The sequence below is a fragment of the Streptomyces sp. NPDC127038 genome, assembly GCF_042725875.1.
Classification (GTDB): Bacteria; Actinomycetota; Actinomycetes; order Streptomycetales; family Streptomycetaceae; genus Streptomyces.
Window position 1 is genome coordinate 1 of sequence record NZ_JBHXDQ010000101.1, and the last position, 25,922, is coordinate 25,922.

The window sequence follows — 25,922 nt, forward strand, 5'->3', positions numbered from 1 at the left end:
CGTCCGGGGCCCGAGGGCCGCCGGACGTGCGCCGACCGGGCCGATTCAGCGCGGCCTGGCCCTCAGGCGCAGGTCATGGGGCCGCAGGGTGATGCCGACGCGCGTCGTGTCGTTGGAACCGGACGCCGCCTCGAAGCGCCACCGGGACGCCACGGTCGCGGTGATCAGGGAGAGCAGGGCCATCGAGAAATGGTCGCTCGGGCACTTGCGGTTGCCGACGCTGAACGGGCGCATCGCGTACTTCGGAATGCCATCGGAGCGTTCCGGAAGCCAGCGGTCGGGGTCGAAATCCAGATGCTCCTGGTACGAGCGGGGGTCGCGCTGGATCGCGTACGGGCTGTAGACGATGTCGGCACCGGCCGGAATCCGATAGCCACCCAGCTCTGTTTCGGCCACCGCGCGCCGCGTCAATATCCATACGGCGGGGCGTAAACGCATCACCTCGACGACGACATTGTTCGTGTGCGACAGCTTCCGGACGTCCGCGAATCCGACGGGCCGGTCCCCCGCGACGGATCGGACCTCCGCGGCCACTTTGTCCGCCTGTTCCGGATGTTCCGTCAGCATCTGGAGCAACCACATGATCGTGGAGGCTATGGTTTCGCTGCCGGGGGTGAGTATCGCGACGACTTGGTCGTGGATCTCCTGTTCGTCTATGGGGTCGCCGTCGTCGTTCTTCGCCTCCAGCAATGCCGTCAGCAAATCGTTCGGCTTTTGACCAGATGCCCGCCGTTCGTCGATGATCTCGTCGACGATGGCGTGCAGATCGGCCAATGCGCGGTCGAATGCGCGTATAGAGGGAAGCGGGAGCCGGTAGAGCGGTCCCGCGGGTATCACCATCCGGCGGTACATGCCGCGGAACACGGTGGTGAGCGCGAGGCTCAGGCGCTCGGCGCGCTCGTCCATGAACCGGCCGCGCAGCAGGCAGCGGGCGGAGACGCGGACCGCGACGCGGAACGACTCGGAGGTGCAGTCGACCGCGGTGCCGTTCTCCCAGCGCTCCGCGAACGCCCGCGCCTCCTCCTCCATGATCGCCCCGTACTCGGGGACGGTGTCGGCCCGGAAGGCGGGCTGGATGGTCCGGCGCTGGCGCCGGTGCTGCGATCCGTTGGCGGTGGCGACGCCCTGCTTGCCCAGCAGCCCTTCGAGCGACTCCCACAGGGGGCCGCCGATCTCGTAGTCGGGGCTGAGCGCCAGCGCGCCGGTGAGCGCGGGGGTGGTGACGGCGTACACCGTCTTGGGGCCCATCCTGAGCCGGACGACATCGCCGTGGTCGCGCAGCCCGGCCAGGAAGCCCAGCGGGTCGCGGACCAGTTTCCAGCCGTGTCCGAGCAGGGGCACCCCGCCTCCGGCGAGGGGCGGGACGGACAGCTCCGGTGCCTCGGGCACCTCGGGCCGTACCGAATCGACGGTCATTTCTCACCTGCCGCTTCATTGTTGACGTACGGGGGTGTGGAGCGGTCTTCCCAGCTGTCGACCATGTACCGGCCGGACTCGTGGTGGAACCAGTACACGGAGCTGAACCAGTTCCGCATATTGGTGAGGCACGCCCTGACGGCGGCGCTCGTCTCTTTTCCCCCGACCGTGCCGTCCGCGAGTGATCCGGCGAGCCGGGACACGTCTTTCTCGACGACGAGGAATTGCTGCACGCATTCCTCGATCCGCCGCCTCAGTTCGATGACGGCTTCTTCGAGCGTCAGCCCCTGGTGATGAATGAGACTGATTCCGAGATTGTGGACCTCGTCGCCCGCTATTTCCTTGGGAAGCGAACACAGATCGTTGTACCAGGCGGCGAATTCCTGACTGAGCAGCGCCGCCCGCTGGAATGCGGGATGCAGACGAACCGCCGCGGGGAGTTCCTTTCCCGCGCTCGCCTCCAGAAGGTCGGTCCAGATCCGGTGCGCGAACGTGAGCCGACGGAGTTCGAGGTATTCCGTCACCGTGGGCACGATTCCCGAGGTCCGGTTCCGGAACTCCCGGTCGTACGCGTCGATCACCGCGTGGAAGTGGAGCGCGAACCGCTTGTTCCAGTTCTCGCCGAGGAACGAGTACAGCCGCACCATGCTGTCCGCGAACCCCGCCACCAGGGGATCCTGGTGGTGCAGATGGTCCCTGGGCGCGTCGAGCGCCGCATGAAGCCGGAACTTGAGCTTCCGCCAGGCGCCGGCCCGGCCGTGGACGACGTCACGGTCGTGCCGGTCGTCCCAGACGAAGAACCACGCGCTGTAGTCCGCTATCGCCTGGAGGACCTCGTCGGGGGCACCTATGTAGTAGCCCGCCATGAGGTCCGTGTAGCACAAGCCGTCGGCATACTCCTCGACCTTGTCCGCGGGCATCAGCCGTTTTTCGAGGAGCCAGGTCCTGGTGTTCTCCTGGAGCCTCGGCCAATACGGGTGCAGTTGACGGGGAAACTCGGACTCGATCACCGGGAGAGAGAGCGCCGGTGGAACCGCGAGCGCTGTCGATGAAGAGCCGTATGAGAAAGCATGCACGAACAAACCCCTCTCAGCCGCCTGTTGGCGTCACACCCCTTCGCCGTGCCGGGCGAGCGCCGCTGCGTATCCCCGCACTTCCCATTCAGCACCACAACTGACCGTTCTGGGAACGGATTTGGCCCACCGACTACACGACCTTGCCGAGAATCTCCCCTTGTGTGACTGAATCTGGATCACCGAAGGAGCACAAGGGATCGAACATACGACGCACATGCGAACGGTGCCTGGTCAGGAGGATCACCTGTCCAGGCACCGTTCGCGTGGGCCCACGAGAGACCGTGTGTCACGCCGGTCAATTTATGTCACAGCGGCGCGGGGCGCCTGCCGGAGCGACGGCTCAGTCGTTCGCCACGATCGCGTAGCGGGGCTCGTTCTCGGCCATCTGCCGCAGCGCGTCCTTGCGGTCGCGCTTGGAGAGCCGGTCGATGTACAGGTAGCCGTACAGGTGGTCCGTCTCGTGCTGGAGGCAGCGCGCGAAGTAGCCCGTACCGCGCACCCGGATCGGGTTGCCCTTCTCGTCCTGCCCGGTGACCTCTGCGTAGTCGGGACGGGCGAGGGGGGCGTAGGCCGTCGGCACGGACAGGCAGCCCTCGTTGCTCTCGTCCAGCTGACGCCGGTCGGCGGGCAGGTCGACGAGCTTCGGGTTGCAGACCACGCCGACGTGCCGGACACCCTGGTCGTCCTGGCAGTCGTAGACGAAGACCTTCAGGTCGACACCGATCTGATTGGCCGCCAGGCCCACGCCCTCGGCGGTGCGCTGGCTCGCGAACATGTCGGCGACCAGCTGGTCGAGGTCGGCGCCGAACTCCGTGACGTCCTTGCACTCCTTGTGCAGCACCGGGTTGCCGACCACGGTGATCGGGCGGGAGGTGCCGCGCTCGCGGTAGGCGCTCTCACGCTCCTCGGCGTCCTCGGTGTCGATGACGAAGCCGTCCTCGTCCACGGGGAGCACGCCCACGTGCTGCTGATCGGTGTCCTGCTGCGCCATGACGACGTACGCCTTCCTCAGACCTGGAAATTTCTGCGACTACAGCCTAAAGGTGCGCTCAGCAGACCTCTTCCAGATCCCGCCAGTCACGGGAGTCCGGACTGTCGGCGACCCAGCCGTCGAGCAGGCCCCGCACCAGCGAGGCCGGGGCGGCCAGCCCGCACTCGCGCTCGGGCACCCACAGCTGCCCGTCGGTGCGATGACCGAGCGGACCCGGGTGCCCCGGCTCGCTGTGGTCGTGCGGATCGAGGTGCTCCTCGTCCCCCTCGTCGGAGGGCATCCGGGACTCGGAACACATCCGGCACAGCAGCCGCACGGACGAGGACCAGTCCTCCGCGGCGAAGCCGGCGTCGGCGGCGAGCCGCTCCAGCGCGTCCCGGTCGTCCTCGGTGGCCGCTTCGAGCAGGACCACCCAGGTCGGCACGGGCGAAGGGGCCCACAGCTCGATCTCGTCGAAGACCGGGTAGGCGTGCCCGGCGGCCGTGGTCCGCTCGCCGTGCGGCACGCCGTCGTGCAGCACGACCTCGCCCCAGCGGCGCCCGGAGGACGGCAGCGGGATCGACAGCACCTCGACGCGGGCGGGGTCCAGCCGACGCCCCCACACCACCTCGGCCTCGCCCTCGGGCGACAGCCGCACGGCCGCGCTGCCGAGGTCCATGCCGGCCGGCTCACCGGAGACGGCGGCACCGCCGGGCACCCGCAGCCCGTACGCCTGCCAGGAACGCCGGGCCAGCGGCCAGTCCTGGAGGGCGGTGGCCGCGATGCCCACGTTCCACCAGTCGGGTGCGCCGGTCTCCCGGTCGAGCAGCGCGACTGCCCGCAGGCCCGCGGCCCGCGCCTGCTCCCAGTCGTGCCGGAACTTGTGCAGCAGGGCCAGGTTGAACCAGGACTCGGACAGCCAGGGCTCCAGGTCCGCGGCACGTGTCAGCAGCGCCCCCGCGTCCTCGTACCGGCCGTCGCCGATCAGCGTGAACGCACGGTCGGTGGCCTGCCGCCATGAGGCGGAGGGCCGGTGTCGTCCCTTGCCGAAGATCCTCACGATTCCCGCCTGCCAGTTCCTTGCGTTTCCCGCCTGCCGGTCCTTCGAAGAATCCCTGGGAGGCAGTGCAGCCCCGGGTCGTCCCGTGCCCCCTGACACCCTCTCCCTCGCATCCAACCACGTACCTTCGGACGACCGCTCATTACCCATGGGTTACCCAGCCCGGGGCAGGGTAAGACCGGCCCGCGACAGGACCCGCGCCAGTGACTCCACGACCTCCGGCTGGTAGTCGCGGGCGGTCGCCAGGCGCAGTCGCTCCAGCGCGGTCAGCGGTCCCGTGGGCCCCGCTTCCCTGGCCATCTCCTCGTAGGCGTTCACCGTGCGCACGATGCGGGCGGTGACGGGCTGCTCCCGGTAGGGGTCAGCCTGCCGCTCCACCACGACCGCGACCTCGGCCTCCACCCCGGTCTGCCGGACGACGGCGCCGCCGAGCAGCGCGATCCGCCGCTGCTCGGCCGCCGGGAGCGTGGCGGTGGCGCCCGCCGGCACGGGGTCGACCAGGCTGAGCTGCCCGATGTCGTGCATCAGCGCCGCGTGCTCCAGGACCGTGAGGTCGGGCTCGGACAGGCCGAGCTCGCGGCCCACGGCCCGGCTGAGGGCGGCCACCCGCCGGGCGTGCCCGGCCGGTGTGTACCCCGCGATCTCGGTCGCGCGCGCGAGGGAGGCGATGGTCTGCCGGTAGGTGACCCGCACGGCCGCGTAGCGCCGGAAGGACAGCTGGGTGAGCAGCAGCGGCAGCGAGAAGACGGGCAGTGCCCACAGGCCGACCACCGCGACCGCGAGCGCCATCACCACCCCGGTCGCGCACACGGCCGAGCCGATCCCGAGGGTGGCCCGCAGCTCGTCGCGCAGCAGCGGGCCGAACGGCCACCGGGTCCGCGCGTGGGCCGTGGCCGCCGCGAGCACGGCGTCCCACAGGGTGGTGAGGACCAGCAGGGCGACCAGCAGCAGCGCCTGCGCGGGGCCGCCCCACCGCAGCAACCGGCCCTGGTCGTAGAGGGGTTGGAAGCAGACGGCGGCGAAGGCGACGGTCAGGACCCGGCGGGCGAGATGGTCGAGGGTCGGCGCCCGGCCCCGTGCCACGTGCGGAACGCAGCCGGCCAGGGCCGCGGCCACGACGACGGTGACGACCTGGAGGACGCCGTGGTCGGTGCGGTGCCCGGCGTTCTCGCCGAGCAGCGCGTACGCGAGGGCTCCGGCGGCGCCGAGGGGCGCGGACTCCCTCTCCTCGGCCCCGTTCCAGCGGGCGAGCTCGCCGGCGGTGATGAGCAGGCCGAAGGCCAGCGCCGTGCCGCGTGCCTGGAGGCCGTCCCAGAGCGTGGCGCCGAGGGCGAGGACCGCGAGGAGGAGGGCGAGGGCGCGCACGGCGGCGATCAGGGCGGGGATCCTGACGGCCGCCGCGGGGCGGGCGGAGCGGGCGCGGGCCGCGTGCCGCGGGGCGGCGGTGCTCATGGCGCGCTCCGCCCGACGGTGTCGGAGGGATGGGCGGGCGGCGGGCCCGGTACGGCGGCCGGGGCGACGTCGGCGGTCACCGCGGGGTGCCAGCCGTGCCGGCCGAGCGCCCGGGTCAGGGCCGCCACCATCCGGGGGTCGAACTGGGTGCCGGCGCACCGGCCCAGTTCGTCCAGGGCCGCCCGCACCGGGCGTGCCCTGCGGTAGGACCGGGTCGAGGTCATGGCGTCGAACGCGTCGGCGACGGCCACCACCCGGGCGAACTCGGGGATCTGTGTCCCCGCGAGCCCGTACGGATAGCCGCTCCCGTCCAGCCGCTCGTGGTGGTGCAGGATCGCCGAGCGGGCCTCGCCGAGGAACCCGATGCCGCGGACCATCTCGTGCCCGTACTCGGGATGCAGTTCGATGACCCGCCGTTCCTCGGGGGTCAGCGGCCCGTCCTTGCGCAGCAGCCGGGTGGGGACGCCGAGTTTTCCGACGTCGTGGAGGATTCCGGCGAACCTGAGCACCTCGACGCGCTCGTCGTGCATGCCCAGCTCGCGGGCGATCAGGACGGACGCCCGGCCGACCCGCTCGCTGTGTCCGCGGGTGTAGCCGTCCTTGATGTCGACGGCCTGGACGAGGGCGCGGATGGTGGCCTGGTGTGCGGCGCGTTCACGGTGGTACTGGGCGAAGACCCAGCAGGACACGTACATCGGCAACAGGACGAGCAGCGCGGCGACGGGCCCGTACGGGCTGCGCCAGAGCACCGCCATCATCAGTCCGGCGAGGCCGTGGACGGCGACCGGGGCCAGTGAGCGCGCGAACAGTCCGTGCCAGGCGCCGCGCACCGGGGCGCGCTCGGCCAGCGCGAGGATTCCGCAGTCCAGGACGGTGAGGGTGGCGCAGAAGGCGAGCACCGCGGCCCCGGCGGGCACGAGAGCGCAGGGGAAGCGGGGGGTGGCGAGCGCTTCCCGGCCGCCGAGCGCCCCGTAGAGCCGGGAGGCCGTCCAGACGGCGACGGCGAGCTGGGCCGCGCGCCAGATCCGGCGCGCCGCGCGCGGGCGCTGTTCGACCCGGGCGAGCAGGGCCCCGGGCAGGGCGACGAGGGCGGCGGCGGGCGCGGGCAGCAGGAAGGCGCCGGCCAGCAGGACGGGGAGGAAGGCGCCCATTCCCTGGGGGCCGTCACCGCCGGGCGTGCCGCCGGGACCCGGCCGGAGCGGCAGGGTGACGCGCTCGCAGCCCGCGTACAGGACGGCGAGCAGGACGACGATCGCCCAGGGGACGCGGAGCTGCGGCAGGGGCGCCAGACAGGCGAGGGCGACGAGGGCCACACCGGCCACGTACGCACGGGCCCACGCCGGAACCGAACCCATCCCCGAATACCTCCCCCGTACCTCCCCCGGTCTCAGGCTCGGAGCCTAGGGCGGGAGGAAGGGGACGGGGACGGGTATGTACGAATCCGCGGGCTCCGGGCCCGCGGATTAGCACGTTCGGGTGATAAACGAAGGGTCTGGAGGCCGTGGCCCGGCCTTCACGCGGAGGACGGGCGCGGGGTCAGGACTCCTGGGCCGTCGCGGTCACGTCGTGCTCGGGCACGGTCTGGCCGGAGCGGATCAGATCGATACGGCCCATGACCTTGGCCCGCAGGTCGCTGGGCACGTCGTCATGGCCGCAGCACCGCTTGACCAGCTTCTTGACGGCCTGTTCGAGGCCGTACTTCTCCAGACACGGGGAGCACTCTTCGAAGTGGACCTCGAACTTGGTGCAGTCCGCGTCCGGCATCTCATGATCGAGGAACTCGTAGAGATGATCGAGTACCTCACTGCAATCCGTCTCGTGCGGCTCTCCGCAGCTCATGAGCCCGAGCCTTTCGCTTCGTTCGACTCTCCGGCGCCGGCGGGGACCAGCCCGCGGTCACGGGCGTAGTCCTCCAGCATGCCGCGCAGTTGGCGACGGCCCCGGTGCAGCCGGGACATCACCGTACCGATGGGTGTCCCCATGATGTCCGCGATCTCCTTGTAGGCAAAGCCCTCTACGTCCGCGAGATAGACGGCGATGCGGAATTCCTCGGGGATCGCCTGAAGCGCTTCCTTGACGTCGGAGTCCGGCAGGTGGTCCAGCGCCTGCGACTCGGCGGAGCGGAGGCCCGTCGACATGTGCGACTCGGCGCGCGCCAGCTGCCAGTCCTCGATCTCCTCGGCCGCGCTGCGCTGGGGTTCGCGCTGCTTCTTGCGGTACGAGTTGATGAAGGTGTTGGTGAGAATGCGGTACAGCCACGCCTTGAGGTTCGTACCCTCGCGGAACTGGTGGAACGACGCGTACGCCTTGGCGTACGTCTCCTGCACCAGATCCTCGGCGTCGGCCGGGTTGCGCGTCATGCGCAGCGCGGCCGAGTACATCTGGTCGAGGAATTCGAGCGCGTCCCGCTCGAAGCGCGCGGTGCGCTCGGCGGAGGTCTCCGCCGCGGCGTCGCTCGTGCCCCGGCCCTCGGGCTGCTCCGCCTGGCCGTTTTCGGTCCCTGCGTCGGTCCCAGTGACCGGACCCACCTCCTCCAGCGACGTAGCGAGACCGAGACCGGTCCCACTGGAATCGGAGGATAGACGAACATCATGTCCGCCCGCCGCCCGAATCGGGGCGTTCTTGCCCGCGTGCAGCACCGTCCAGTCCAGGTCAGCGCGGCTGCTGCGGCTCGGGCAGAAGGTCGAACCCATGCGGCGGACTTCCTCTCGTACGAACGGTGCAGCACGCTGCGTGCTGTCTGATCCGCACAACAGAAGTCCGTCACTCTGCATTCCCGGCCGTCACCCGAGTGACGCGGCCCACCGCACGACACCGTCCGTGATGATCCTCAGGGCCTCCTCCTCGCCGAGCGGAGCCCGCTTCGGGACGGCGAGGCCGTGGTCCGCGTGGGGGACTTCGATCAGTTCGTACGGGCCCGGCGGGAACTCCGGCGGGCCGCCGAACGGGTCGTTGCCGCCCTGGACGACGAGCACGGGCACCCCGGCGCCGAGCAGCTCGGCGGCACGGGACTTCTCCGGTCTGCCCGGCGGGTGCAGCGGGAAGCTCAGCGCGAGCACGGCGGCGGCGCCCAGCTCCACCGCGGTCCGGCAGGCGACCCGGGCGCCCGCGCTGCGGCCGCCGGAGATCACGGGCAGCCCCTGCCCGGCCAGCGCCGGCCACACGCCCCGCCATCCCACGTCCAGCGTCTTCGGAGCCGGGGCCACCTTCTTCCCGGCCACCCGCCAGGGCTGTTCCACGAGGGCCACGCTCACGCCGTGCGCGGGCAGCACCTCCGCGAGCGCCCGCAGGTCGCGGGCCCCGATGCCGCCGCCCGCGCCGTGGCTCACGGCGAGGACGAGCCGTGGCCGCGCCGCCCGGTGCCAGGTGATCCGGGCCGTACCGGCGTCGGTCTCGACGGTCTCGGTGTTCTCGGCGGTCTCTGGGCTCTGGGCGGTCTCGGGGCCGTCGCCGGTGTCGGTGTTCTCGGCGGTCTCGGCGGTTCCGCTCGCGTCGCTGTTCCTCGTCACGTCAGAAGAGTGTGCCCTCCTCGGGCCCCTCCAGCTCCTTCAGCAGCTCCGCCCCGTTGTTGCGGACGTTGCTGACCGCGGTGGAGACGGGATAAGCGCGCATCAGCCCGGTGGGCGGCGGAGCGAGCAGCTCACGGAGCTCGTCCGGGTCCGTACGGGCGGGGTCGAGCCAGTGGTCCCAGCGGTCGGGGGTGAGCATCAGGGGCATCCGCGGGTGGATGTCCGCCAGCGCGCGCGGGCCCTCGGCGGGGGCCACCGCGAGCGGTGCCGTCTCCGCCTCGGTGGTGATGACCGAGCAGGTCACCCACCAGGCCAGCGGGTGCTCGTCCGGCAGCGTCCGGTCCCGCCAGAACTCGTAGAGCCCCGCCATCGCGAAGACCGAGCCGTCCGCGGGCGTCACGAAGTACGGCTGCTTGCGGGGCCGCTTCTTCCTGCCCTCGACCTCCAGCTCGCGTTCGGCGCCGGAGGTGACCCATTCGTAGTACCCGTCGGCGGGGATGACACAGCGCCGGGCGGCGAAGGCACGGCGGTACGAGGGCTTCTCGTGCACCGTCTCGGCGCGCGCGTTGATCATCCGGGCGGCGCCCTCGGGGGTCTTGGCCCAGGACGGGACGAGCCCCCACTTGAGCTTGCGCAGCTGGCGAACCGGTCTCGGACTGTCCGCGTCCTTCACAGGACGGTCGAGGACGACGTAGACCTCCTTGGTCGGGGCCACGTTGTAGTCGGGCGCCAGGGTCTCCTCGGGATCCCACTTCTCGACCTCAAAGGTTGCTGCGAGATCCTCGGGTCCACGACTGGCTGCATACCGTCCGCACATACGTGCAACACTGCCAGATTCCGCGCCGCGAAAGGGAGCCACCGCCGACAATGGACAGCACCGCATCCACCTCGCTGGCCTCGCTCAGCTCCCTGTGGGACCAGGTGTTCGGCACCCAGCCGGACCCGGACCTGTGGGTGGTGATCGCCACCATGGTCGCGGCCCTCGCGGCGATCCTCCCGCACGGGGTCTGGCGCGTCTCCCGCAACGCCATCACCATCGCGCACGAGGGCGGCCACGGGCTGGTCGCCCTGCTCACCGGGCGCAGCCTCGACGGCATCCGGCTGCACTCCGACACCAGCGGCCTCACGGTCAGCCGCGGCAAGCCGACCGGCCTCGGCATGATCCTCACGGCGGCCGCCGGCTACACCGCTCCCCCGCTGCTCGGCCTCGGCGGCGCCGCCCTGCTCGGCGCGGGTCACATCACCCTGCTGCTCTGGGTCGCGACGGCCCTGCTCATAGCCATGCTGGTGATGATCCGCAACGCGTACGGCGCGCTCACCGTGGTCCTCACCGGCGGCACCTTCCTGCTGGTGTCCTGGCTCGCCGGACCCCAGGTGCAGGCCGCGTTCGCGTACGCCGTGGTGTGGTTCCTGCTCCTCGGCGGCGTCCGACCGGCCTTCGAGCTCCAGGCGAAGCGGAGGCGGGGCGGCGCGGGCGACTCCGACGCGGACCAGCTGTCCCGCCTGACCCACGTACCCGCAGGAATGTGGCTGTTCCTCTTCCACGCGGTGTCCCTGTGCTCGCTGATGGGCGGGGGGCGCTGGCTGCTGGGGCTGTGAGGGGCGCCTGCTTCCCGGTTCGGGCCGGCCTCCCCGTGCGGGTCCGGTCGCGGTCCCGCGGGTGGTGGCGCGGGGGTGACGGAGCCGCGGTCGGCCGGCGGGCTGCCACTAAAGTGGGGCGCATGACCGTGAACCCCGCCCACACCGCCCTCTGGCCAGCCCCGCACGCAAGCGGAGCCGTCGACGCGACGGTCCACGTGCCGGGGTCCAAGTCGGTCACCAACCGCGCCCTCGTCCTGGCCGCGCTGGCCTCCGAGCCGGGCTGGCTGCGCCGCCCGCTGCGTTCCCGCGACACCCTGCTGATGGCCGGCGCGCTGCGCGCGATGGGCGTGGGCATCGAGGAGACGGTCGCCTCCAGCTCCACCGTCGCGGCGGGCCCGGACGCCTCGGGCGAGGCCTGGCGGGTCATCCCCTCGGGCCTGCGCGGCCCGGCCACGGTCGACGTCGGCAACGCCGGCACCGTCATGCGCTTCCTGCCGCCCGTCGCCGCCCTCGCGGACGGCCCCATCCGGTTCGACGGCGACCCGCGCTCGTACGAACGTCCCCTGCACGGCGTCATCGACGCGCTGCGCGTGCTCGGCGCCCGGATCGACGACGACGCCCGCGGCGCCCTGCCGCTGACGGTGCACGGCGGCGGCGCCCTGGACGGCGGCCCGGTGGAGATCGACGCCTCCTCGTCCTCGCAGTTCGTCTCCGCGCTGCTCCTCTCCGCCCCGCGCTTCAACCAGGGCGTCGAGGTCCGCCACACCGGCGCGACGCTCCCGTCGATGCCGCACATCCGGATGACCGTGGACATGCTGCGCGCGGTCGGCGCCCAGGTGGACACCCCCGAGTCGGGCGGCGAGCCGAACGTCTGGCGGGTGACGCCGGGCGCGCTGCTCGGCCGCGACCTGATCATCGAGCCCGACCTGTCGAACGCCCAGCCGTTCCTCGCGGCGGCGCTGGTCACCGGCGGCACGGTCGTGATCCCCGACTGGCCGGCCCACACCACCCAGCCGGGCGACCGGCTGCGGGAGATCTTCACCGAGATGGGTGGTTCCTGCGAACTGACCGAGCGGGGACTGGAGTTCACCGGTTCGGGTGCCGTCCACGGTATCGACGTGGACCTGGGCGAGGTCGGCGAGCTCACCCCGGGCATCGCGGCCGTCGCCGCCCTCGCGGACTCCCCCTCCACCCTGCGGGGCGTGGCCCATCTGCGGCTGCACGAGACGGACCGGCTGGCCGCGCTCACCAAGGAGATCAACGAACTCGGCGGTGACGTCACCGAGACCGCCGACGGCCTGCACATCCGGCCGCGCCGGCTGCACGGCGGCATCTTCCACACGTACGACGACCACCGCATGGCGACGGCCGGCGCGATCATCGGGCTGGCGGTGGAGGGCGTCCAGATCGAGAACGTGGCGACGACGGCGAAGACCCTGCCCGACTTCCCCGACCTGTGGACCGGGATGCTCGGGAACTGACGGGCGGACCAGGATCATGCGCCGATACGGCAAGAACACCGACGAGGACGACATCCGCCAGCGGCCCAACCGCAAGGGCAACCGTCCGCGTACGAACATCCGCCCCAAGCACGAGGAGGCCGTCGAGGGCATGGTCCTCACGGTCGACCGCGGCCGGCTGACCTGTCTGGTCGAGGGCCGCTCCGTGACCGCGATGAAGGCGCGCGAGCTGGGCCGCAAGGCCGCGGTGGTCGGGGACCGGGTGGCCATCGTCGGCGACCTGTCCGGGGAGAAGGACACCCTCGCCCGTATCGTCCGCATCGAGCCGCGCGGCTCGGTGCTGCGCCGCACGGCCGACGACGACGATCCCTACGAGCGGGTGGTCGTCGCCAACGCCGACCAGCTCGCCATCGTCACCGCCCTCGCGGACCCCGAGCCGCGCCCCCGACTGATCGACCGTTGTCTGGTGGCGGCCTTCGACGGCGGTCTGACCCCGCTCCTCGTGCTCACCAAGTCGGACCTGGCCCCGCCGGACAAGTTCCTGGAGCTGTACGGCGCGCTGGACATCCCGTACGTGGTGACCAGCCGTGAGGAGCTGCGCAGCGAGGCCGCCGCCGACCGGGTGCGCGAGCAACTGGACGGCAGGATCACGGCGTTCGTCGGCCATTCGGGCGTCGGCAAGACGACCCTGGTGAACGCGCTGGTGCCGCCCGAGCGGCGGCGGACGACCGGACACGTCAACGCGGTCACGGGCCGGGGCCGGCACACGACGACCTCGGCGCTCGCTCTGCCCCTGGCGGGTCCCGGCGGAGGCTGGGTGATCGACACGCCGGGCGTCCGTTCCTTCGGCCTCCACCACGTCGATCCGTCCCGGGTGATCCACGCCTTCCCCGATCTCGAACCCGGCACCGAGGGCTGCCCCCGGGCGTGCAGCCACGACGAACCGGACTGCGCGCTCGACGCGTGGGTGGCCGAGGGCCACGCGGACCCGCAGCGGCTGTACTCGCTGCGCCGTCTGCTGGCCACGCGCGAGCGCCGCGAGGGCGACTGACGTACCCGTGTTTGGGTGCGCCCGCCGTCGGTAAGGGCTTCTCCGGGCCGGTGAATGCATAATCGCACCGAGCCGGTCAGGACCAGCCCTGAGCAGTCGACGTGCGATGTGGGAGGACAAGACATGGCGTGGCTGCTGGTCGTTGTGGCGGGACTGCTCGAAACCGGCTTCGCCGTCTGTCTGAAGCTCTCGCACGGCTTCACCAGATTCTGGCCCACGGTCGCGTTCTGCGTGTTCGCGCTCGGCAGCTTCGGTCTGCTGACCCTTTCGCTGAAGAAGCTCGACGTCGGTCCCGCCTACGCGGTGTGGACCGGCATCGGCGCGGCGGGCACCGCCATCTACGGCATGATCTTCCTCGACGACCTGGTCTCCGTCCTCAAGATCGTCTCGATCAGCCTGGTCATCCTCGGCGTCATCGGCCTCCAGCTGTCGGGGTCGGCGCACTGAGTCCTCGTACGTCCTGAATCCCCGCACATCCTGAGTCCTCGTACGTCCTGAGTCCCCGCACGCGCCGGATCCCTGGGAGCCCGGGCCCCGCCGTTCACACCCCGATCCGGTGGGACGGCGCCAGCGCGGTCCTGACCAGGTCCGTGACCCCGCCCCTGGCGGGCGGAGCGACCACGCACGACAGCGCGAGCCTGGCCACCAGTTCACACGCGCGGGTGACCTCGGGGGTGTCCGCCCGGGACAGGGCGAGCGCGGCGACCGCGCGGTCGCGGACCAGGGCCACGAAGTCGGCGGGCGAGGGCAGCGGTCCGTCGGCCCGCCGCTGCGCGGGCACCGCGGACGAGGAGGGCACGGCGGACAGCGCGGGCGAGGGCAGCCGCTCGCTCCAGCACCCGGTCAGCATCGCCCGCACCAGCGCGTTGCTGCGGGCCGTCGAGGTGGTCCACTCCGCGGTCGCGGCCAGCCGGTCCCGCGCGTCGCTGTGAGCGGCCAGGGCCCGGTCGACACCGGCGAGATAGGCGTCGGCCTCCCGTCGCACGAGGGCGCGCGCGAGACCTTCCTTGCTCCCGAACTCGTTGTAGAGCGTCTGGCGTGACACCCCGGCCACCGCGGCCACGTCGACCATCCGCACCGCGGTCCACGGCCGGCGCGCGAGCGCCGTGTAGGCGGCGTCCAGGAGCGATTCGCGCGCTGCGGGCATCTGCGCCTCCCTCGGGCGAGCGGCTCTGCAGCCAGATTTGACGCGTGCGGGAGCACTGTCAAGGGTTCGCGGCGGCTCCGAGGGGGCGCGGACCCGGGAGCCGCGCGCGCCGGGACCGGGCACGGGCCCGAGGGCGTACGTGTCCGGTCCCGCGATCACCCCTGATCCTGTGTAGCCCCGTCCCGACACGGACAGATACGGTTCACCCATGCCCGACTACCGCGATGACCTGCGCCTCGCCCATGTCCTGGCGGACGCCGCCGACGCCGCGACGATGGACCGCTTCAAGGCGCTCGACCTGAAGGTCGAGACGAAGCCGGACATGACGCCGGTGAGCGAGGCGGACAAGGCCGCCGAGGAACTCATCCGCGGCCATCTCCAGCGCGCCAGGCCGCGGGACGCGGTCCTCGGCGAGGAGTACGGCATCGAGGGCACGGGTCCGCGCCGCTGGGTCGTCGACCCGATCGACGGCACCAAGAACTACGTCCGCGGCGTGCCCGTCTGGGCCACGCTGATCTCCCTGATGGAGGCGGGCGAGGGCGGCTACCAGCCCGTCGTCGGCGTCGTCTCGGCGCCCGCGCTCGGCCGCCGCTGGTGGGCGGCGAAGGGACACGGCGCGTTCACCGGCCGCAGCCTCTCCTCCGCGACCCGGCTGCGGGTGTCCAGCGTCTCCCGGATGGCCGACGCGTCGTTCGCGTACTCCTCGCTGTCCGGCTGGGAGGACCAGGGACGCCTGGACGGGTTCCTCGACCTGACGAAGGCGGTCTGGCGCACCCGCGGCTACGGCGACTTCTGGCCGTACATGATGGTCGCCGAGGGCTCGGTCGACATCTGCGCCGAACCCGAGCTGTCGCTCTGGGACATGGCGGCGAACGCGATCATCGTGACCGAGGCGGGCGGCACGTTCACCGGCCTCGAAGGCCGCCCCGGCCCGCACAGCGGCAACGCCGCCGCGTCGAACGGCCTCCTGCACGACGAGATGCTGGGCTACCTGAACCAGCGCTATTGAGGCAAGTAGCGGCCTGAACAGCGCGTTTCCCCTGGACTTATACCCCCTGGGCCGTCGTGGCACCGCCCTCGAAGGCCCGGTTCACCGCCTCCCGGGTCCACTTCTCGCTGCTCGGCATCAGGTGCGTGTACGTCCGCAGCGTGAAGCCGGGATCGTGGTGCCCCAGGTACTCCGAGAGCGCCTTGACGCTCTCCCCGGCGTCCAGCAGCACGGACGCGTAGAAGTGCCGCAGCGCGTGCATGCCGTTCACCCGGCCGCGCGGAACGTTCGCCGTGTCGAGAGCGGGCCGCCACGCCTTCTCATTGAAGACGTAGCGGTTCACCGCGCGGCCCTCGGCGTTGCGGAAGAGACCCTACTCCTGGATGTGTCGCATCCATCGAAGCCGCCAGAGCGACGGGTCGTGACGTGGTGATCGTAAGCAACAACTCTGCGGAGTTCGTGAGAGAATTCCTTAAGCGCCACAATCTAACTTCTCATGTGCAAGAGATCGTGGAACGCTCCGCTTATCAGCCGGATCGAATGAAGCCGTCACCTTACATGCTTCAAATCGCCGCTTCTCGCTTGAGTGTAGCCTTGGAAGGCTGCACACTGGTGGGCGACTCGGTGACCGATATCGAGGCAGCCATTTCGACAGGTTCGATGTCTATCGGTTATGCGAATCGGGCCGGTAAGGACATTTCACTGGCCGAAGCCGGGGCTGACACAGTAACTAGCTCCACGACCGTTCTCGCCGACGCACTCAAGGGCGGGTCACCTTCATAGCCTTTTGGCCGGAGGGGTGCCGTGCGGCTGAGGCAAATCTCACTTCCATTACTACCAGTTCATCTCACTCTTAATACGGTGCCTCGACTACGCCGCCTCCAAATGCTAGCGGCGCTCTTGGGGGTTGGCCTGCGGGATTTCACCAACCCGCCATTTGGCGACACACGACAGCCCCGGCAGGACACGGCACGAAGGCCGTACTGTCAGGGCTGTGATGTCACGGCATCCTTACTGTCACGTGGTTCCTTCCTTCCACGCGCTGCATGCCTCCTTGACGATCGAGATATTTCCACCGTTCCAGTGGCCGACGCACGCCCTGATCGACAGGTCGTAGCCCTCGGGCAGGTCCTTGTTCTTGTAGCGGTGCGTAGAGTAACCGGAGTTGTTCCATACCGAGCCCTGCCGCACGACTGTCCCGCGGGCATCTTGGACCTGCCACAGGGCGACTGCCGCGTAGCCGTCGGCATCCTGGTCGACGACGTGGAACCAGTCGCCCGATTTCATGAAGCAGGCAATGGTCCGGTGGCTGTCATTTCCGGTGTACCAGCCCCCTTCGGCGCAGATTTCGCTATTGCCGCCGGGTATCGGAGAAGCGGTCCCGAGGTCTACCTCCGAGGAGACTGCGGTTGCGGTAGTGGCGGTGAGCATGAGCGCTGCGGCACTGGTGCCGACGGCAGTCAAAATGTGCGGTATCCGCATGGATCCCCCTGTGACGGTTACATGTCAGAATGGTCTCTAGGTGATCTTACACGCGACACGCAATAGGCCCGGGCCTGTCGGCGTGGAGACACCCTGGACTGCGGCCAGCTCCAATGCTCGGTGGCTCTTTCCCACCCGCCGGACCGGACTGAGCGCCTCAGGCGCCCCGCTTACGTGAGGCGCAGCGGTGAAGTCTGCAACTTCCCCCATGCGTCCCCGAGTGGGCGGGCGCAGCGGGAAAGCCCCGTTCAGGCAACGCCGCGCCGGCCCGCTGTAAATGCTGGCTCGCGACTCGGCGCTGCCACACAGGCCACGCCCGCTCCGAAGCTGGGCCGTCCGTGGGCCGTCCGATGAAGACCAGCAACAGCCACCGACGACCAACAGCGACCCTAAACCGCCAGCTCACCGTCGAGGCGCGCAGTGACGTCGCACCTCGCCGGGCCGGGCATTCAATACCAGCGCTACTGACCGCCCTACCGCCGACGTGATGTGACGATCGCTCACACCGGGCCGACGGCCGGTGCCATGCTGCGAGTATGCCTGAGGAATCGCTCGCCGAGCGGCCCGCAGCGCCGTCCACCGGGGTACCGGCACCCTCCGCGTCCGTGCGGAGGCTCCGGCCGCGCGGTCACCGGGCGGTCTGGCTGGCCTCCGGGATCGTGATCGGGGCGGGTGCCGTCGCGCTGGCCTGGAGTCTGTCCGGATCCGCCGACGAGCCGGCGTTCACGCTCGTGGGACAGGTGCAGGTCGCGGGCGACCCCGGAGCTTCGGGGTCGTGCGCCGGCGATCACGAGTACGGCGACCTCGACAAGGGCGCCCCGGTCACCGTCTTCGACTCGGCGGGCCGGGTCGTCGCGACCGGTTCGCTGGGAGGTGGCGTCTACGACACCTTCGCGCGCTGCGTGTTCCCGGTGGCCGTACGGGGAGTTCCGGGCGGCTCGGCGTCGTACTCGGTACAGATCGGCCTGCACGGGAAGACGGAGATCACGAACGAGGCCGCCCGCACCGGGGGCCTCGTCGTGAAACTCGGACTCCACTGAGCCGAAACCGGCGTTGCGGGTGGCGCGAGCCGAGCGGACTGGGAGTGCGGCCCGCCGGTCCGGGCCGCTTCGGTCGGGCTGCTCGGGGGCTGCGGCGCGGCACCGGAGGGTCTACGCGTCGCGGTGCCGGAAGCGTCTCGGCGTCGCGGTGCCGGCGGGGTGTCCGAGCGGTTCTGCCGGGCACCGGGACGGATGAGCAACCCCCGGGCGCCCCCGAACTCACGGCACGCGCCCCCTTGTTGACCCTCTCTTTAACTGCGACCCTGAGAGCTCCCCCACTTGTGAACTTGTGAACCGTTTCTCTTTGGGCTCCCTGGAGGAGCCGGGGAGCGGACGGTTCACCGAGGAGGTGGCTCCAGCCCATGCTCGTCCGCGACGCCATGAGCACGGTGGTCCTCACCATCGGCCCGGCACACACCCTCCGCCAGTCCGCCCGACTGATGTCCGCGCGCCGCGTCGGCGCGGCGGTGGTCCTCGACGAGGACTCCTCCGGCCTCGGCATACTCACCGAGCGCGACATCCTCAACTCCCTCGCCCACGGCCAGAACCCGGACTCGGAGACCGCAGGCAGCCACACCACGACCGACGTCGTCTTCGCGGCACCCACCTGGACCCTGGAGGAGGCCGCCGCCGCGATGTCGCACGGCGGGTTCCGGCACCTGATCGTGCTCGACGGCGGTGGCCCGGTGGGCATCGTCTCGGTCCGCGACATCATCCGCTGCTGGGTACCCGCCCGGCAGCAGGTACCCGCCTGAGCACACCCGCGGGACGGGTGTGAGCCCATCGCACACCCATCGCACACCCATCGCACACCCGTCACACACCCGTCGCCCGCCCCTCCGCACGGGGCCGTCCCGAGCACCCCGCCGGGCCGGCCTCGTGCTGGATAGTGTCCAAGTGCCGAACGACTCTAAAATCACACACCTTCGGGATCTGGGTCACCGGCTGTTACCCTGACCTGTATGAGTGACCTGTTGGAACGACTGCGCGGACGTGGATGGCGCAGGACCGCGCAGCGCCGTGTCGTGGCCGAGGTCCTCGACGGCGACCACGTCCATCTGACGGCCGACGAGGTGCACGCCCGCGCCGTGGCCAAGCTGCCCGAGATCTCCCGGGCGACCGTCTACAACACGCTGGGTGAGCTGGTCTCGCTCGGCGAGGTGCTGGAAGTCGCCACGGACAAGCGGGCCAAGCGGTACGACCCGAACGCGCACCGTCCGCACCACCACCTGGTCTGCGCCCGCTGCGGCGCGATCCGCGACGTCCATCCGATCGGCAACCCGCTCGGTGACCTCCCGGACTCGGAGCGCTTCGGCTTCACCGTCTCGGACGTCGCGGTGACCTACCGGGGCGTCTGCCCCGACTGCGCGGCCATGGCGGCCTAGAGGCCCACGGGCCCACGGGCTCCGGAAACATACGGGCGCCCCGTTGCTTGCCCACTGTTCGCTGTTCGCGGCTGCGTCTCCGCGCCGGGTCCGCAAACGCACCGAGGGCCGGAACCCTTTCGGATTCCGGCCCTCGGCCTTCAGTAGCGGGGACAGGATTTGAACCTGCGACCTCTGGGTTATGAGCCCAGCGAGCTACCGAGCTGCTCCACCCCGCGTCGATGAACTGAACAGTACGTCAAGAGCGTGGCCCGCGCAAATCCATAGGCGCGCGCCCTCGGGCGACCCCGTCAGGACGTCAGGACGCGGGCACGGCCCCGTACAGCCCCTCACGCGGACGGCCCCCACGAGGACAGCCGCTCAGGCGGACAGTTCCTCCCGCAACGCGTCCCGCAGCCGAGCCGCCCGCTCGGACACCTCCGCGGGCCCCAGCGACACGGCCCGGTCGGCCCACCGCTGCCCCTCGGCGAGCTCCCCGCGCCGCGCGTACACGAGCGCCAGCCGCAGCGCCGCCCGCCCGTGGCCCGCGTCGGCGGCCCGGGTCCACCACAGCGCCGCCTCCGGCTCGCTCCCCTCGCGGGCCAGCAGCAGCCCGAGGTTGAAGGCACCGTTGCGCGACCCGGCCTCGGCGGCCTCGCGGTACCAGCGCGCCGCCTCCACCACGTCGCCCCGCTCCGCGGCCAGCATCCCGACCCGCACCTGCGCACGCCGGTGCCCCAGGGACGCGGCCCGCTCGTACCACTCCTCGCACTCGGTCTTCTCCTGCGTGTGCTCCCCGAGTTCGTGCGCGGGCGCCGGGGGCCGCCGGGCGTCGAGCACCGCGGCGAGCCGGTAGGCGGCCTCGGCGCTGCCCCCGCCCGCGGCGCACCGCAGATGCCGCTCGGCGGCCGGCTCGTCGCCCTCCCGCAGCCGCGCGATGCCCACCTGGAGCGCCGCCTCCGTGTGTCCCGCGGCGGCGGCACGCTCGTACCAGCGCAGCGCGGCGGCGTCGTCGGTCTCGGTGGAGCGTCCTGCGTGCAGGATGCCGAGGTTGAAGGCGGCGTCCACGCTCCCCGCCTCCGCGGCCTTGGAGAACCACGGCTCGGCCCCGGCCGCGTCGCCGACCTGGAGCAGCAGGATCGCCAGGGCGTTGGCGGCCTCGCGGTGGCCGGCGTACGCGGCCCTGCGGTACCACTGCTCGGCCTGCGCCGTGCGCCCCTGCTCGGCGCAGAGCAGCCCGAGGTTGTACGCGCCGTTCACGTCGCCCGCGTCCATGGCGGCCCGGTACCAGCGCTCGGCGGTCTGCGTCTCGCCCCGCTCGGCGTGCAGCGCGCCGAGCGCGTTGGCGGCGTTGCCGTCCCCGTCCTGGGCGGCCCGCAGCCACCAGACGGCGGCGCTGTCGGGGTCCCCGGCGTCGCGCAGCAGGAACCCGAGGGCGCAGGCGGCCCGCGCCTCCCCGTCCTTGGCGGACGTCAGATACCAGCGCCCGGCCTCCTTGAGGTCTCCGCGCTTCTCCAGGATCGCGCCGAGGTGCAGCGCGGCCCGCCGGTGCCCGCGGGCGGCGGCCTGCCGGTACCACTGCTCGGCGGCCTGCCCGGCGGCGCCGATGACACCGTTGTCGCCCACGGCCTCGCCCGAGTCGAGGGCCTTGCGGTCGAGCGAGCGCGCCAGCCGGTACGCGGCCTCGCGGTGCCCCCGCTCGGCGGCGGCCCGCATCCACTGCTCCGCGCCCACGTCGCTACGATGCTCCAGCAGATCGGCGAGGGCGTACGCGCCCAGGGCGTGGCCCTGTTCGGCGGACTGGCGCAGCCAGTACTCGGCGGCGGGCTCGTCACCGCGCTCGCGGTGGTGCCGGCCGAGAGCGTGCGCGGCGGCGGCACTGCCGGCCACGGCGGCGATCCGCCACCATCCGGCGGCTTCGTCGGCGTATCCGCGCTGGTAGAGGAGGACACCCAGGTTGTTGGCGGCGGCACGGTCACCGGCGGAGGTGGCGGCGCGCAACTGCGGTTCGGCCGCGTCGAGATCGCCGCGGCGCAGCAGCATGGCCCCGAGGACGCTCATCGCCTCGACGTCGCCGGCCTCCGCGGCCGACCACTGGCGCGCCTCCTCGGCAGCCTCGCCGGTCTCGTCCCGGTCGGAGGACTGTGTGAGATCCGCAGGCTGCTCGAAATCGGCAGACTGCGCAAACCGCCCTGTATCCAACAGAGTTGCCTTGTCCCCCATAACGTCCATCGTCGCACCACCTGCAACCCGGGTACACCTGGTATACCGCAGCCAGTGAGGTCACTTCAGCGTTTTGTCGACATGCCCACAGAGAGACAAGTCAAACACAGAACGCCCAACTCCCCGCGCATGTCGCGGCACTTCGTGCGAGCGGCCAGGTCACCGGCGCACCCCGGCGTGGCGTCACACGTCGAAGGCCCGGATCCATGAAAAGGATAACGGCCGAAGACATAAGAATAGGGGGCACGATTTTTAACAACGACCACAGGGGTTTTATACCACCGAGCTACCGAGCTGCTCCACCCCGCGCCGTTGTGTTTCAACCGTACCACGGCGCGGGAGGAGCTCCTGATCAGCCGCTTCCGGAGCCCTTCGAGGCGCTCGGGCTCGGACTCGGACCGGGAGACGCGCTCGAAGTGCCGCTCTTGCCGGCCCCCTTGTCACCCGTCTTGCCCGCCCCGGAACCGCCGGCCGTCTTGGCCGCCTTGGCCTGCGCGTCCTCGGCCCGCTTCAGCGCGTCCTGGAGGTTCTTCTGCGCGTCGCCGTACGCCTTCCAGTCGCCCTTCTTGAGGGCTTCCTGGCCCTGGTCGAAGGCCTTCTGGGCGTCGTCGAGCGCGGCCTGGACCGTCGGATCGCCGGACGTGGGCGGGTTGGTGTCGCCCTGGTCGGGCGGCAGGGTCGAACTCTCCGCCCCGAAGACCTTGTTGAGCGCCTGGCCCAGGGTGTCCTCGAAGGCGGTGCTGCCTCCGTAGGTCACCAACACCTTGCGCAGCAGCGGGTACTTGAGGTCGCCACCGCGGACGTAGACCGGTTCCACGTAGAGCAGTCCGCCGTCGAGCGGCACGGTCAGCAGGTTGCCGTACTCGACTTCCGAGTCGCCGCCTCTGAGGAGTCTGATGGACTCGGCGATGGACGGCTCGGAGTTGAACTGGCTCTGCACCCGCTTGGGTCCGTCGACCGTTCTGCCCGTCGGCAGTTTCAGGATGCTGATCTTGCCGTAACCGGGCGTCCCCGCCTCGGCGTTGACCGACACGAACGCGCTCAGGTTGTCACGTCCGTTGGGGGTCATCGTCGTCGTCAGCGAGAACGCCTGCGACGAGTCGCCCGGCAGCTTCATGCTCAGGTAGTACGGCGGCACCGCGCTGCCCGACTTGTTGGTCGGGTCGTCCGGGACCTGCCACACCTCGCTGCCGCTCAGGAACGTCTGGGCGTCCTTCACGTGGTAGCGGGTGAGCAGTTCGCGCTGGACCTTGAACAGGTCCTGCGGGTAACGGAGATGGGCCATCAGCTCGGGCGAGATCGACTTCCGCGACTGCACGGTGTCGGGGAACGCCTTCATCCAGGTCTTCAGGACCGGGTCCTCGGTGTCCCACTGGTAGAGCTTGACCGCGCCGGTGTACGCGTCGACGGTCGCCTTCACCGAGTTGCGGATGTAGTTGACCTGGTTCTGCTGGGCCACCACCGCACGCTGGTTGTTGGCCGCCGTCAGCGAGTCCGCCGTGGTGTCCCCGAGCGTGGTGCGCGAGGCGTACGGGTAGCCGTTGGTGGTGGTGTAGGCGTCGACGATCCACTGGATCCGCCCGTCGACGACCGCCGGGTAGGCGTCGCCGTCGATGGTCAGCCAGGGGGCGACCGCCTCGACCCGCTCCTTGGGCGTGCGGTTGTACAGGATCCGCGAACCCTCGCCGATGGCGCCCGAGTACAGGATCTGCGGCTCGCCGAACGCCACCGCGTACGCGGCCCGGTTGACCGGACTCGCGAGGCTGACGCCGCTCTTGCCCTTGTAGCTGGTGGTCTTCTCACCGCTGTCGTCGGAGTAGTCGATCTCCTTCTGGGGACCGCCGACGATCGAGTACTGGGTGGTCTTCTCGCCGTAGTAGATCTGCTGCTTGTACGCGCCGAGGTCGCCCTTGGACGGCAGGTTGTACTCGGTGAAGACCGGACGGCCCTCGTTGTCGGCCGTGGTGCCCTTGGCCGCGACGATGCCGTAGCCGTGCGTGTACCGGAAGTGGTCGTTGATCCAGTTGTTCTTCGGGATGCCCGCGAGGTTCAGCTCGCGCAGCCCGAGGACGGTGTCCTGCTCCTTGCCGTCCTTGCTGTACCGGTCGACGTCCAGGTTCGACGGGAAGCCGTAGTAGTTCCGCACCTGCTGGAGCTGCTGGAACGTCGGCGACACGATGTTCGGGTCCATCAGCCGGATGCTGGCGACGGTGTCGGCGTCGTCACGCAGCTTGGACTTGTCCTTGGTGTCGCTCGCCCCCGGGTAGTCCTGCACGTCGGTGCCGGCGATCCCGTAGGCCTCGCGGGTCGCCTTGAGGTTCTTCTCGACGTACGGGGCTTCCTTGGCCTGCTCGTTGGGCTCGACCTGGAACTTCTGGACTATCGCGGGGTACAGACCCCCGATGAGGACCGCCGAGAGCACCATGAGGCCGAAGCCGATCACCGGCAGCTGCCAGGTGCGCCGCCACAGCGTCGCGAAGAAGAGCAGCGCGCAGATGACCGCGATGCAGAACAGGATCGTCTTGGCGGGGAGATACGCGTTCGCGTCGACGTAGCGCAGGCCCGTCCAGTTGCCGGTCGCCTTGAAGTCGCTGGACTTCACGGCGAGTCCGTACCGGTCGAGCCAGTAGGCGACCGCCTTCAGGGCGACGAACACGCCGAGCAGGACCGAGAGGTGTCCGGTGGCCGCGGCCGTGGCGCGCGCTCCCGGGCTGGTGACCCGCAGTCCGCCGTACAGATAGTGCGTCAGCGCGGCGGCGATCAGCGACAGCACGGTGGCCGCGAAGCCGAAGCCGAGCAGGAAGCGGTACCAGGGCAGGTCGAAGGCGTAGAACGAGACGTCGAGGTGGAACTGGGGGTCCGTCTGGTGGAAGGGGACGCCGTTCACCCACATCAGCCACGTGCGCCACTGGCCCGAGGCGGACGCGCCGGCGATCAGGCCCACCAGGGACGTGATCGCGAGCAGCAGCCAGCGCTTGTAGGGCGCGATGCCCATGCGGTACCGGTCGAGGCTCTGCTGCTCCATCGACATGGCGCTCAGCGGCGGGCGCAGCCGGTGCGCCAGCCAGATGTTGAGGCCCACCGCGGCCGCCATCAGCAGACCGAAGACGAAGAACAACCCGATCTTGGTCCACAGTGTGGTGGTGAAGACCGACGAGTAGTGGACGGAGCGGTACCAGAGCCAATCCGTCCAGAAACCCGCGAACATGACGAAGGCCATGGCCAGAACGGCCAGCACGCCCAGTGTCATGAGCAAGGTCCTGACACGCCGGGACGGCTGCCCCACTCTGATCCGTGACCCCGTCGGGCCTCCGCCGCGGTCCGGCATCTGGAAAGCCAAGGTGCGCACCTCGAAGTCGCTGTCGATTCCTTCAGGCCCCCATGTCGGTGGACCGTCAGTAAGGCTCCGTGATCGGGGAGCCTCATCTATGCAACTTACTCACGCTTTACTCGGTTCCCGATTCAGGTCACGAACGAGGCAGGATTGTGACCATGTCCAACACTCCCATGGCAGCGAGCCCCCTGACCCGGGCCGTACTCGAGATCGACGAGTACGCCTCCGGCCTCGGCTGGGACCAGCCCGCCCGCCTCTTCGCCCTCGTAGACACCGCACGGCTGCGTGCGCAGGAACCCGGCCTCGCCGCCCAGCTCGGCCTGGAGCACGAGCAGGAGACCACCGGTCTCACCCCCATCGAGCAGGACGAGATCCCCGCCGGCAAGCCGCTGGACGAGTTCCTCGGCACCATCGCCTGGCCCGACGCCGTGGTCGGCTGCGCGCTCACCGTGGAGCGGCTGATGCTGCCGCCGTCCGCGGAGGCGTCCGTCCCGGAAGGGCTCAGCGGCAAGAAGCTCACGCAGTGGGTCGCCGCCCACCCGGACCGTCAGGAGGTGCGGATGACGGTCGGTGTCCTGCGGGACGGCACCCGCGACTCGGCGGTGCGGCTGCGCGAGAAGGACGCGGCGACGGAGGTGCTGACGGGCGCGGGCCTCGTGCCGGGGCTCGCCGAGGCGCTGTCGGCGACGTTCGCGGACTGATCGGCGTACGGACGTGACTGGGGGGGGGCCCCCGGGGGGGGGGGGGCCCCCCCCCCAAAAATGAGGGG

General features: G+C 70.7%; 23 protein-coding genes, 1 tRNA gene and 2 pseudogenes. 10 read left to right on the forward strand and 16 right to left on the reverse strand.

The features are described from left to right. Positions 1-45: 45 nt before the first annotated feature. The 10 genes from ACFWI4_RS39015 to ACFWI4_RS39060 form a co-directional block, all read right to left on the reverse strand. A complete protein-coding gene (locus ACFWI4_RS39015; protein WP_387206179.1) occupies positions 46-1,416 on the reverse strand; it encodes a cytochrome P450 in 1,371 nt (456 codons plus the stop codon). Continuing rightward, positions 1,413-2,492 (reverse strand): epi-isozizaene synthase, encoded by a 1,080-nt coding sequence (gene cyc1, locus ACFWI4_RS39020; RefSeq protein ID WP_387206181.1) that lies wholly within the window; start codon positions 2,490-2,492, stop codon positions 1,413-1,415. Before cyc1 ends, ACFWI4_RS39015 begins: the two co-directional genes overlap by 4 nt. A 340-nt stretch (positions 2,493-2,832) precedes the next feature. After that, entirely contained in the window at positions 2,833-3,483 is a 651-nt protein-coding gene (gene def / locus ACFWI4_RS39025) for a peptide deformylase (protein WP_385400777.1), read from the reverse strand. A 58-nt stretch (positions 3,484-3,541) separates the two neighbouring features. After that, complete coding sequence (locus ACFWI4_RS39030; protein ID WP_339131373.1) at positions 3,542-4,522, reverse strand: hypothetical protein; 981 nt, start codon at positions 4,520-4,522, stop codon at positions 3,542-3,544. 153 nt (positions 4,523-4,675) lie between these two features. Beyond that, entirely contained in the window at positions 4,676-5,974 is a 1,299-nt protein-coding gene (locus ACFWI4_RS39035) for an HD-GYP domain-containing protein (RefSeq protein ID WP_387206183.1), read from the reverse strand. Beyond that, the gene (locus ACFWI4_RS39040) at positions 5,971-7,329 is read right to left on the reverse strand and encodes an HD-GYP domain-containing protein (protein WP_387206185.1); all 1,359 of its coding nucleotides are present in this window, start codon (positions 7,327-7,329) and stop codon (positions 5,971-5,973) included. The genes ACFWI4_RS39035 and ACFWI4_RS39040 overlap by 4 nt, the downstream gene beginning before the upstream one ends. 181 nt (positions 7,330-7,510) lie before the next feature. Next, positions 7,511-7,813, reverse strand: coding sequence for a mycothiol system anti-sigma-R factor (gene rsrA, locus ACFWI4_RS39045; RefSeq protein ID WP_385400768.1), 303 nt, complete (start codon positions 7,811-7,813; stop codon positions 7,511-7,513). Then, on the reverse strand, positions 7,810-8,502 hold the full coding sequence (sigR, locus tag ACFWI4_RS39050) for an RNA polymerase sigma factor SigR (RefSeq protein WP_385400766.1): 693 nt from the start codon (positions 8,500-8,502) through the stop codon (positions 7,810-7,812). The genes rsrA and sigR overlap by 4 nt, the downstream gene beginning before the upstream one ends. Positions 8,503-8,757: 255 nt before the next feature. Further along, positions 8,758-9,345 (reverse strand): alpha/beta family hydrolase, encoded by a 588-nt coding sequence (locus ACFWI4_RS39055; RefSeq protein WP_385400918.1) that lies wholly within the window; start codon positions 9,343-9,345, stop codon positions 8,758-8,760. 139 nt (positions 9,346-9,484) lie between these two features. After that, a complete protein-coding gene (locus ACFWI4_RS39060) occupies positions 9,485-10,300 on the reverse strand; it encodes an SOS response-associated peptidase (protein WP_387206188.1) in 816 nt (271 codons plus the stop codon). A gap of 50 nt (positions 10,301-10,350) precedes the next feature. On the opposite strand from ACFWI4_RS39060, the gene ACFWI4_RS39065 reads away from it, so the two are divergent. The 4 genes from ACFWI4_RS39065 to ACFWI4_RS39080 all read left to right on the forward strand — a co-directional run bounded on the left by ACFWI4_RS39065 (position 10,351) and on the right by ACFWI4_RS39080 (position 14,022). Continuing rightward, entirely contained in the window at positions 10,351-11,082 is a 732-nt protein-coding gene (locus tag ACFWI4_RS39065) for a M50 family metallopeptidase (protein WP_387206190.1), read from the forward strand. Between the two features lie 122 nt (positions 11,083-11,204). Next, a complete protein-coding gene (aroA, locus tag ACFWI4_RS39070; RefSeq protein ID WP_387206192.1) occupies positions 11,205-12,545 on the forward strand; it encodes a 3-phosphoshikimate 1-carboxyvinyltransferase in 1,341 nt (446 codons plus the stop codon). Positions 12,546-12,561: 16 nt separating this feature from the next. Then, a complete protein-coding gene (rsgA, locus tag ACFWI4_RS39075) occupies positions 12,562-13,575 on the forward strand; it encodes a ribosome small subunit-dependent GTPase A (protein ID WP_387206194.1) in 1,014 nt (337 codons plus the stop codon). A gap of 123 nt (positions 13,576-13,698) precedes the next feature. Beyond that, a complete protein-coding gene (locus ACFWI4_RS39080; protein WP_339131364.1) occupies positions 13,699-14,022 on the forward strand; it encodes a multidrug efflux SMR transporter in 324 nt (107 codons plus the stop codon). Between the two features lie 94 nt (positions 14,023-14,116). Here the strand turns inward: ACFWI4_RS39080 and ACFWI4_RS39085 are convergent, their stop codons facing one another. Next, on the reverse strand, positions 14,117-14,722 hold the full coding sequence (locus ACFWI4_RS39085; protein WP_387206196.1) for a TetR/AcrR family transcriptional regulator: 606 nt from the start codon (positions 14,720-14,722) through the stop codon (positions 14,117-14,119). A 208-nt stretch (positions 14,723-14,930) separates the two neighbouring features. On the opposite strand from ACFWI4_RS39085, the gene hisN reads away from it, so the two are divergent. Next, complete coding sequence (gene hisN / locus ACFWI4_RS39090) at positions 14,931-15,731, forward strand: histidinol-phosphatase (RefSeq protein ID WP_387206198.1); 801 nt, start codon at positions 14,931-14,933, stop codon at positions 15,729-15,731. A 37-nt stretch (positions 15,732-15,768) separates the two neighbouring features. Here hisN and ACFWI4_RS39095 read toward each other — a convergent pair. Beyond that, positions 15,769-16,080 (reverse strand): annotated as a pseudogene (locus ACFWI4_RS39095) (tyrosine-type recombinase/integrase); the annotation flags it as partial. A 14-nt stretch (positions 16,081-16,094) separates the two neighbouring features. Between ACFWI4_RS39095 and ACFWI4_RS39100 the strand changes: the two are divergent. Beyond that, a pseudogene (locus ACFWI4_RS39100) lies at positions 16,095-16,493 on the forward strand (HAD family hydrolase); the annotation flags it as partial. 234 nt (positions 16,494-16,727) lie between these two features. On the opposite strand, the gene ACFWI4_RS39105 reads toward ACFWI4_RS39100, so the two are convergent. Further along, positions 16,728-17,192: a hypothetical protein gene (locus ACFWI4_RS39105; RefSeq protein ID WP_387206200.1), complete on the reverse strand. Its 465-nt coding sequence runs from the start codon at positions 17,190-17,192 to the stop codon at positions 16,728-16,730. 536 nt (positions 17,193-17,728) lie between these two features. Here ACFWI4_RS39105 and ACFWI4_RS39110 point away from each other — a divergent pair. The 3 genes from ACFWI4_RS39110 to ACFWI4_RS39120 all read left to right on the forward strand — a co-directional run bounded on the left by ACFWI4_RS39110 (position 17,729) and on the right by ACFWI4_RS39120 (position 19,617). Next, positions 17,729-18,232 carry a hypothetical protein gene (locus ACFWI4_RS39110; RefSeq protein WP_387206202.1) on the forward strand — a complete coding sequence of 168 codons (504 nt, stop codon included), beginning with the start codon at positions 17,729-17,731 and terminating at the stop codon, positions 18,230-18,232. 362 nt (positions 18,233-18,594) lie between these two features. Further along, positions 18,595-18,987 (forward strand): cyclic nucleotide-binding/CBS domain-containing protein, encoded by a 393-nt coding sequence (locus tag ACFWI4_RS39115; protein ID WP_385400747.1) that lies wholly within the window; start codon positions 18,595-18,597, stop codon positions 18,985-18,987. A gap of 207 nt (positions 18,988-19,194) precedes the next feature. Next, positions 19,195-19,617, forward strand: a complete 423-nt coding sequence (locus tag ACFWI4_RS39120) for a Fur family transcriptional regulator (RefSeq protein WP_387206204.1) — start codon at positions 19,195-19,197, stop codon at positions 19,615-19,617. A 144-nt stretch (positions 19,618-19,761) separates the two neighbouring features. Here the strand turns inward: ACFWI4_RS39120 and ACFWI4_RS39125 are convergent. The 3 genes from ACFWI4_RS39125 to ACFWI4_RS39135 form a co-directional block, all read right to left on the reverse strand. Next, a tRNA-Met gene (locus tag ACFWI4_RS39125) sits at positions 19,762-19,835 on the reverse strand. 142 nt (positions 19,836-19,977) lie between these two features. Further along, a complete protein-coding gene (locus ACFWI4_RS39130) occupies positions 19,978-21,828 on the reverse strand; it encodes a tetratricopeptide repeat protein (RefSeq protein WP_387206206.1) in 1,851 nt (616 codons plus the stop codon). Positions 21,829-22,171: 343 nt separating this feature from the next. Beyond that, positions 22,172-25,147: a UPF0182 family protein gene (locus ACFWI4_RS39135; RefSeq protein WP_387206208.1), complete on the reverse strand. Its 2,976-nt coding sequence runs from the start codon at positions 25,145-25,147 to the stop codon at positions 22,172-22,174. A 164-nt stretch (positions 25,148-25,311) separates the two neighbouring features. On the opposite strand from ACFWI4_RS39135, the gene ACFWI4_RS39140 reads away from it, so the two are divergent. Beyond that, positions 25,312-25,854, forward strand: a complete 543-nt coding sequence (locus ACFWI4_RS39140; protein WP_385400740.1) for a PPA1309 family protein — start codon at positions 25,312-25,314, stop codon at positions 25,852-25,854. Positions 25,855-25,922: the final 68 nt, after the last annotated feature.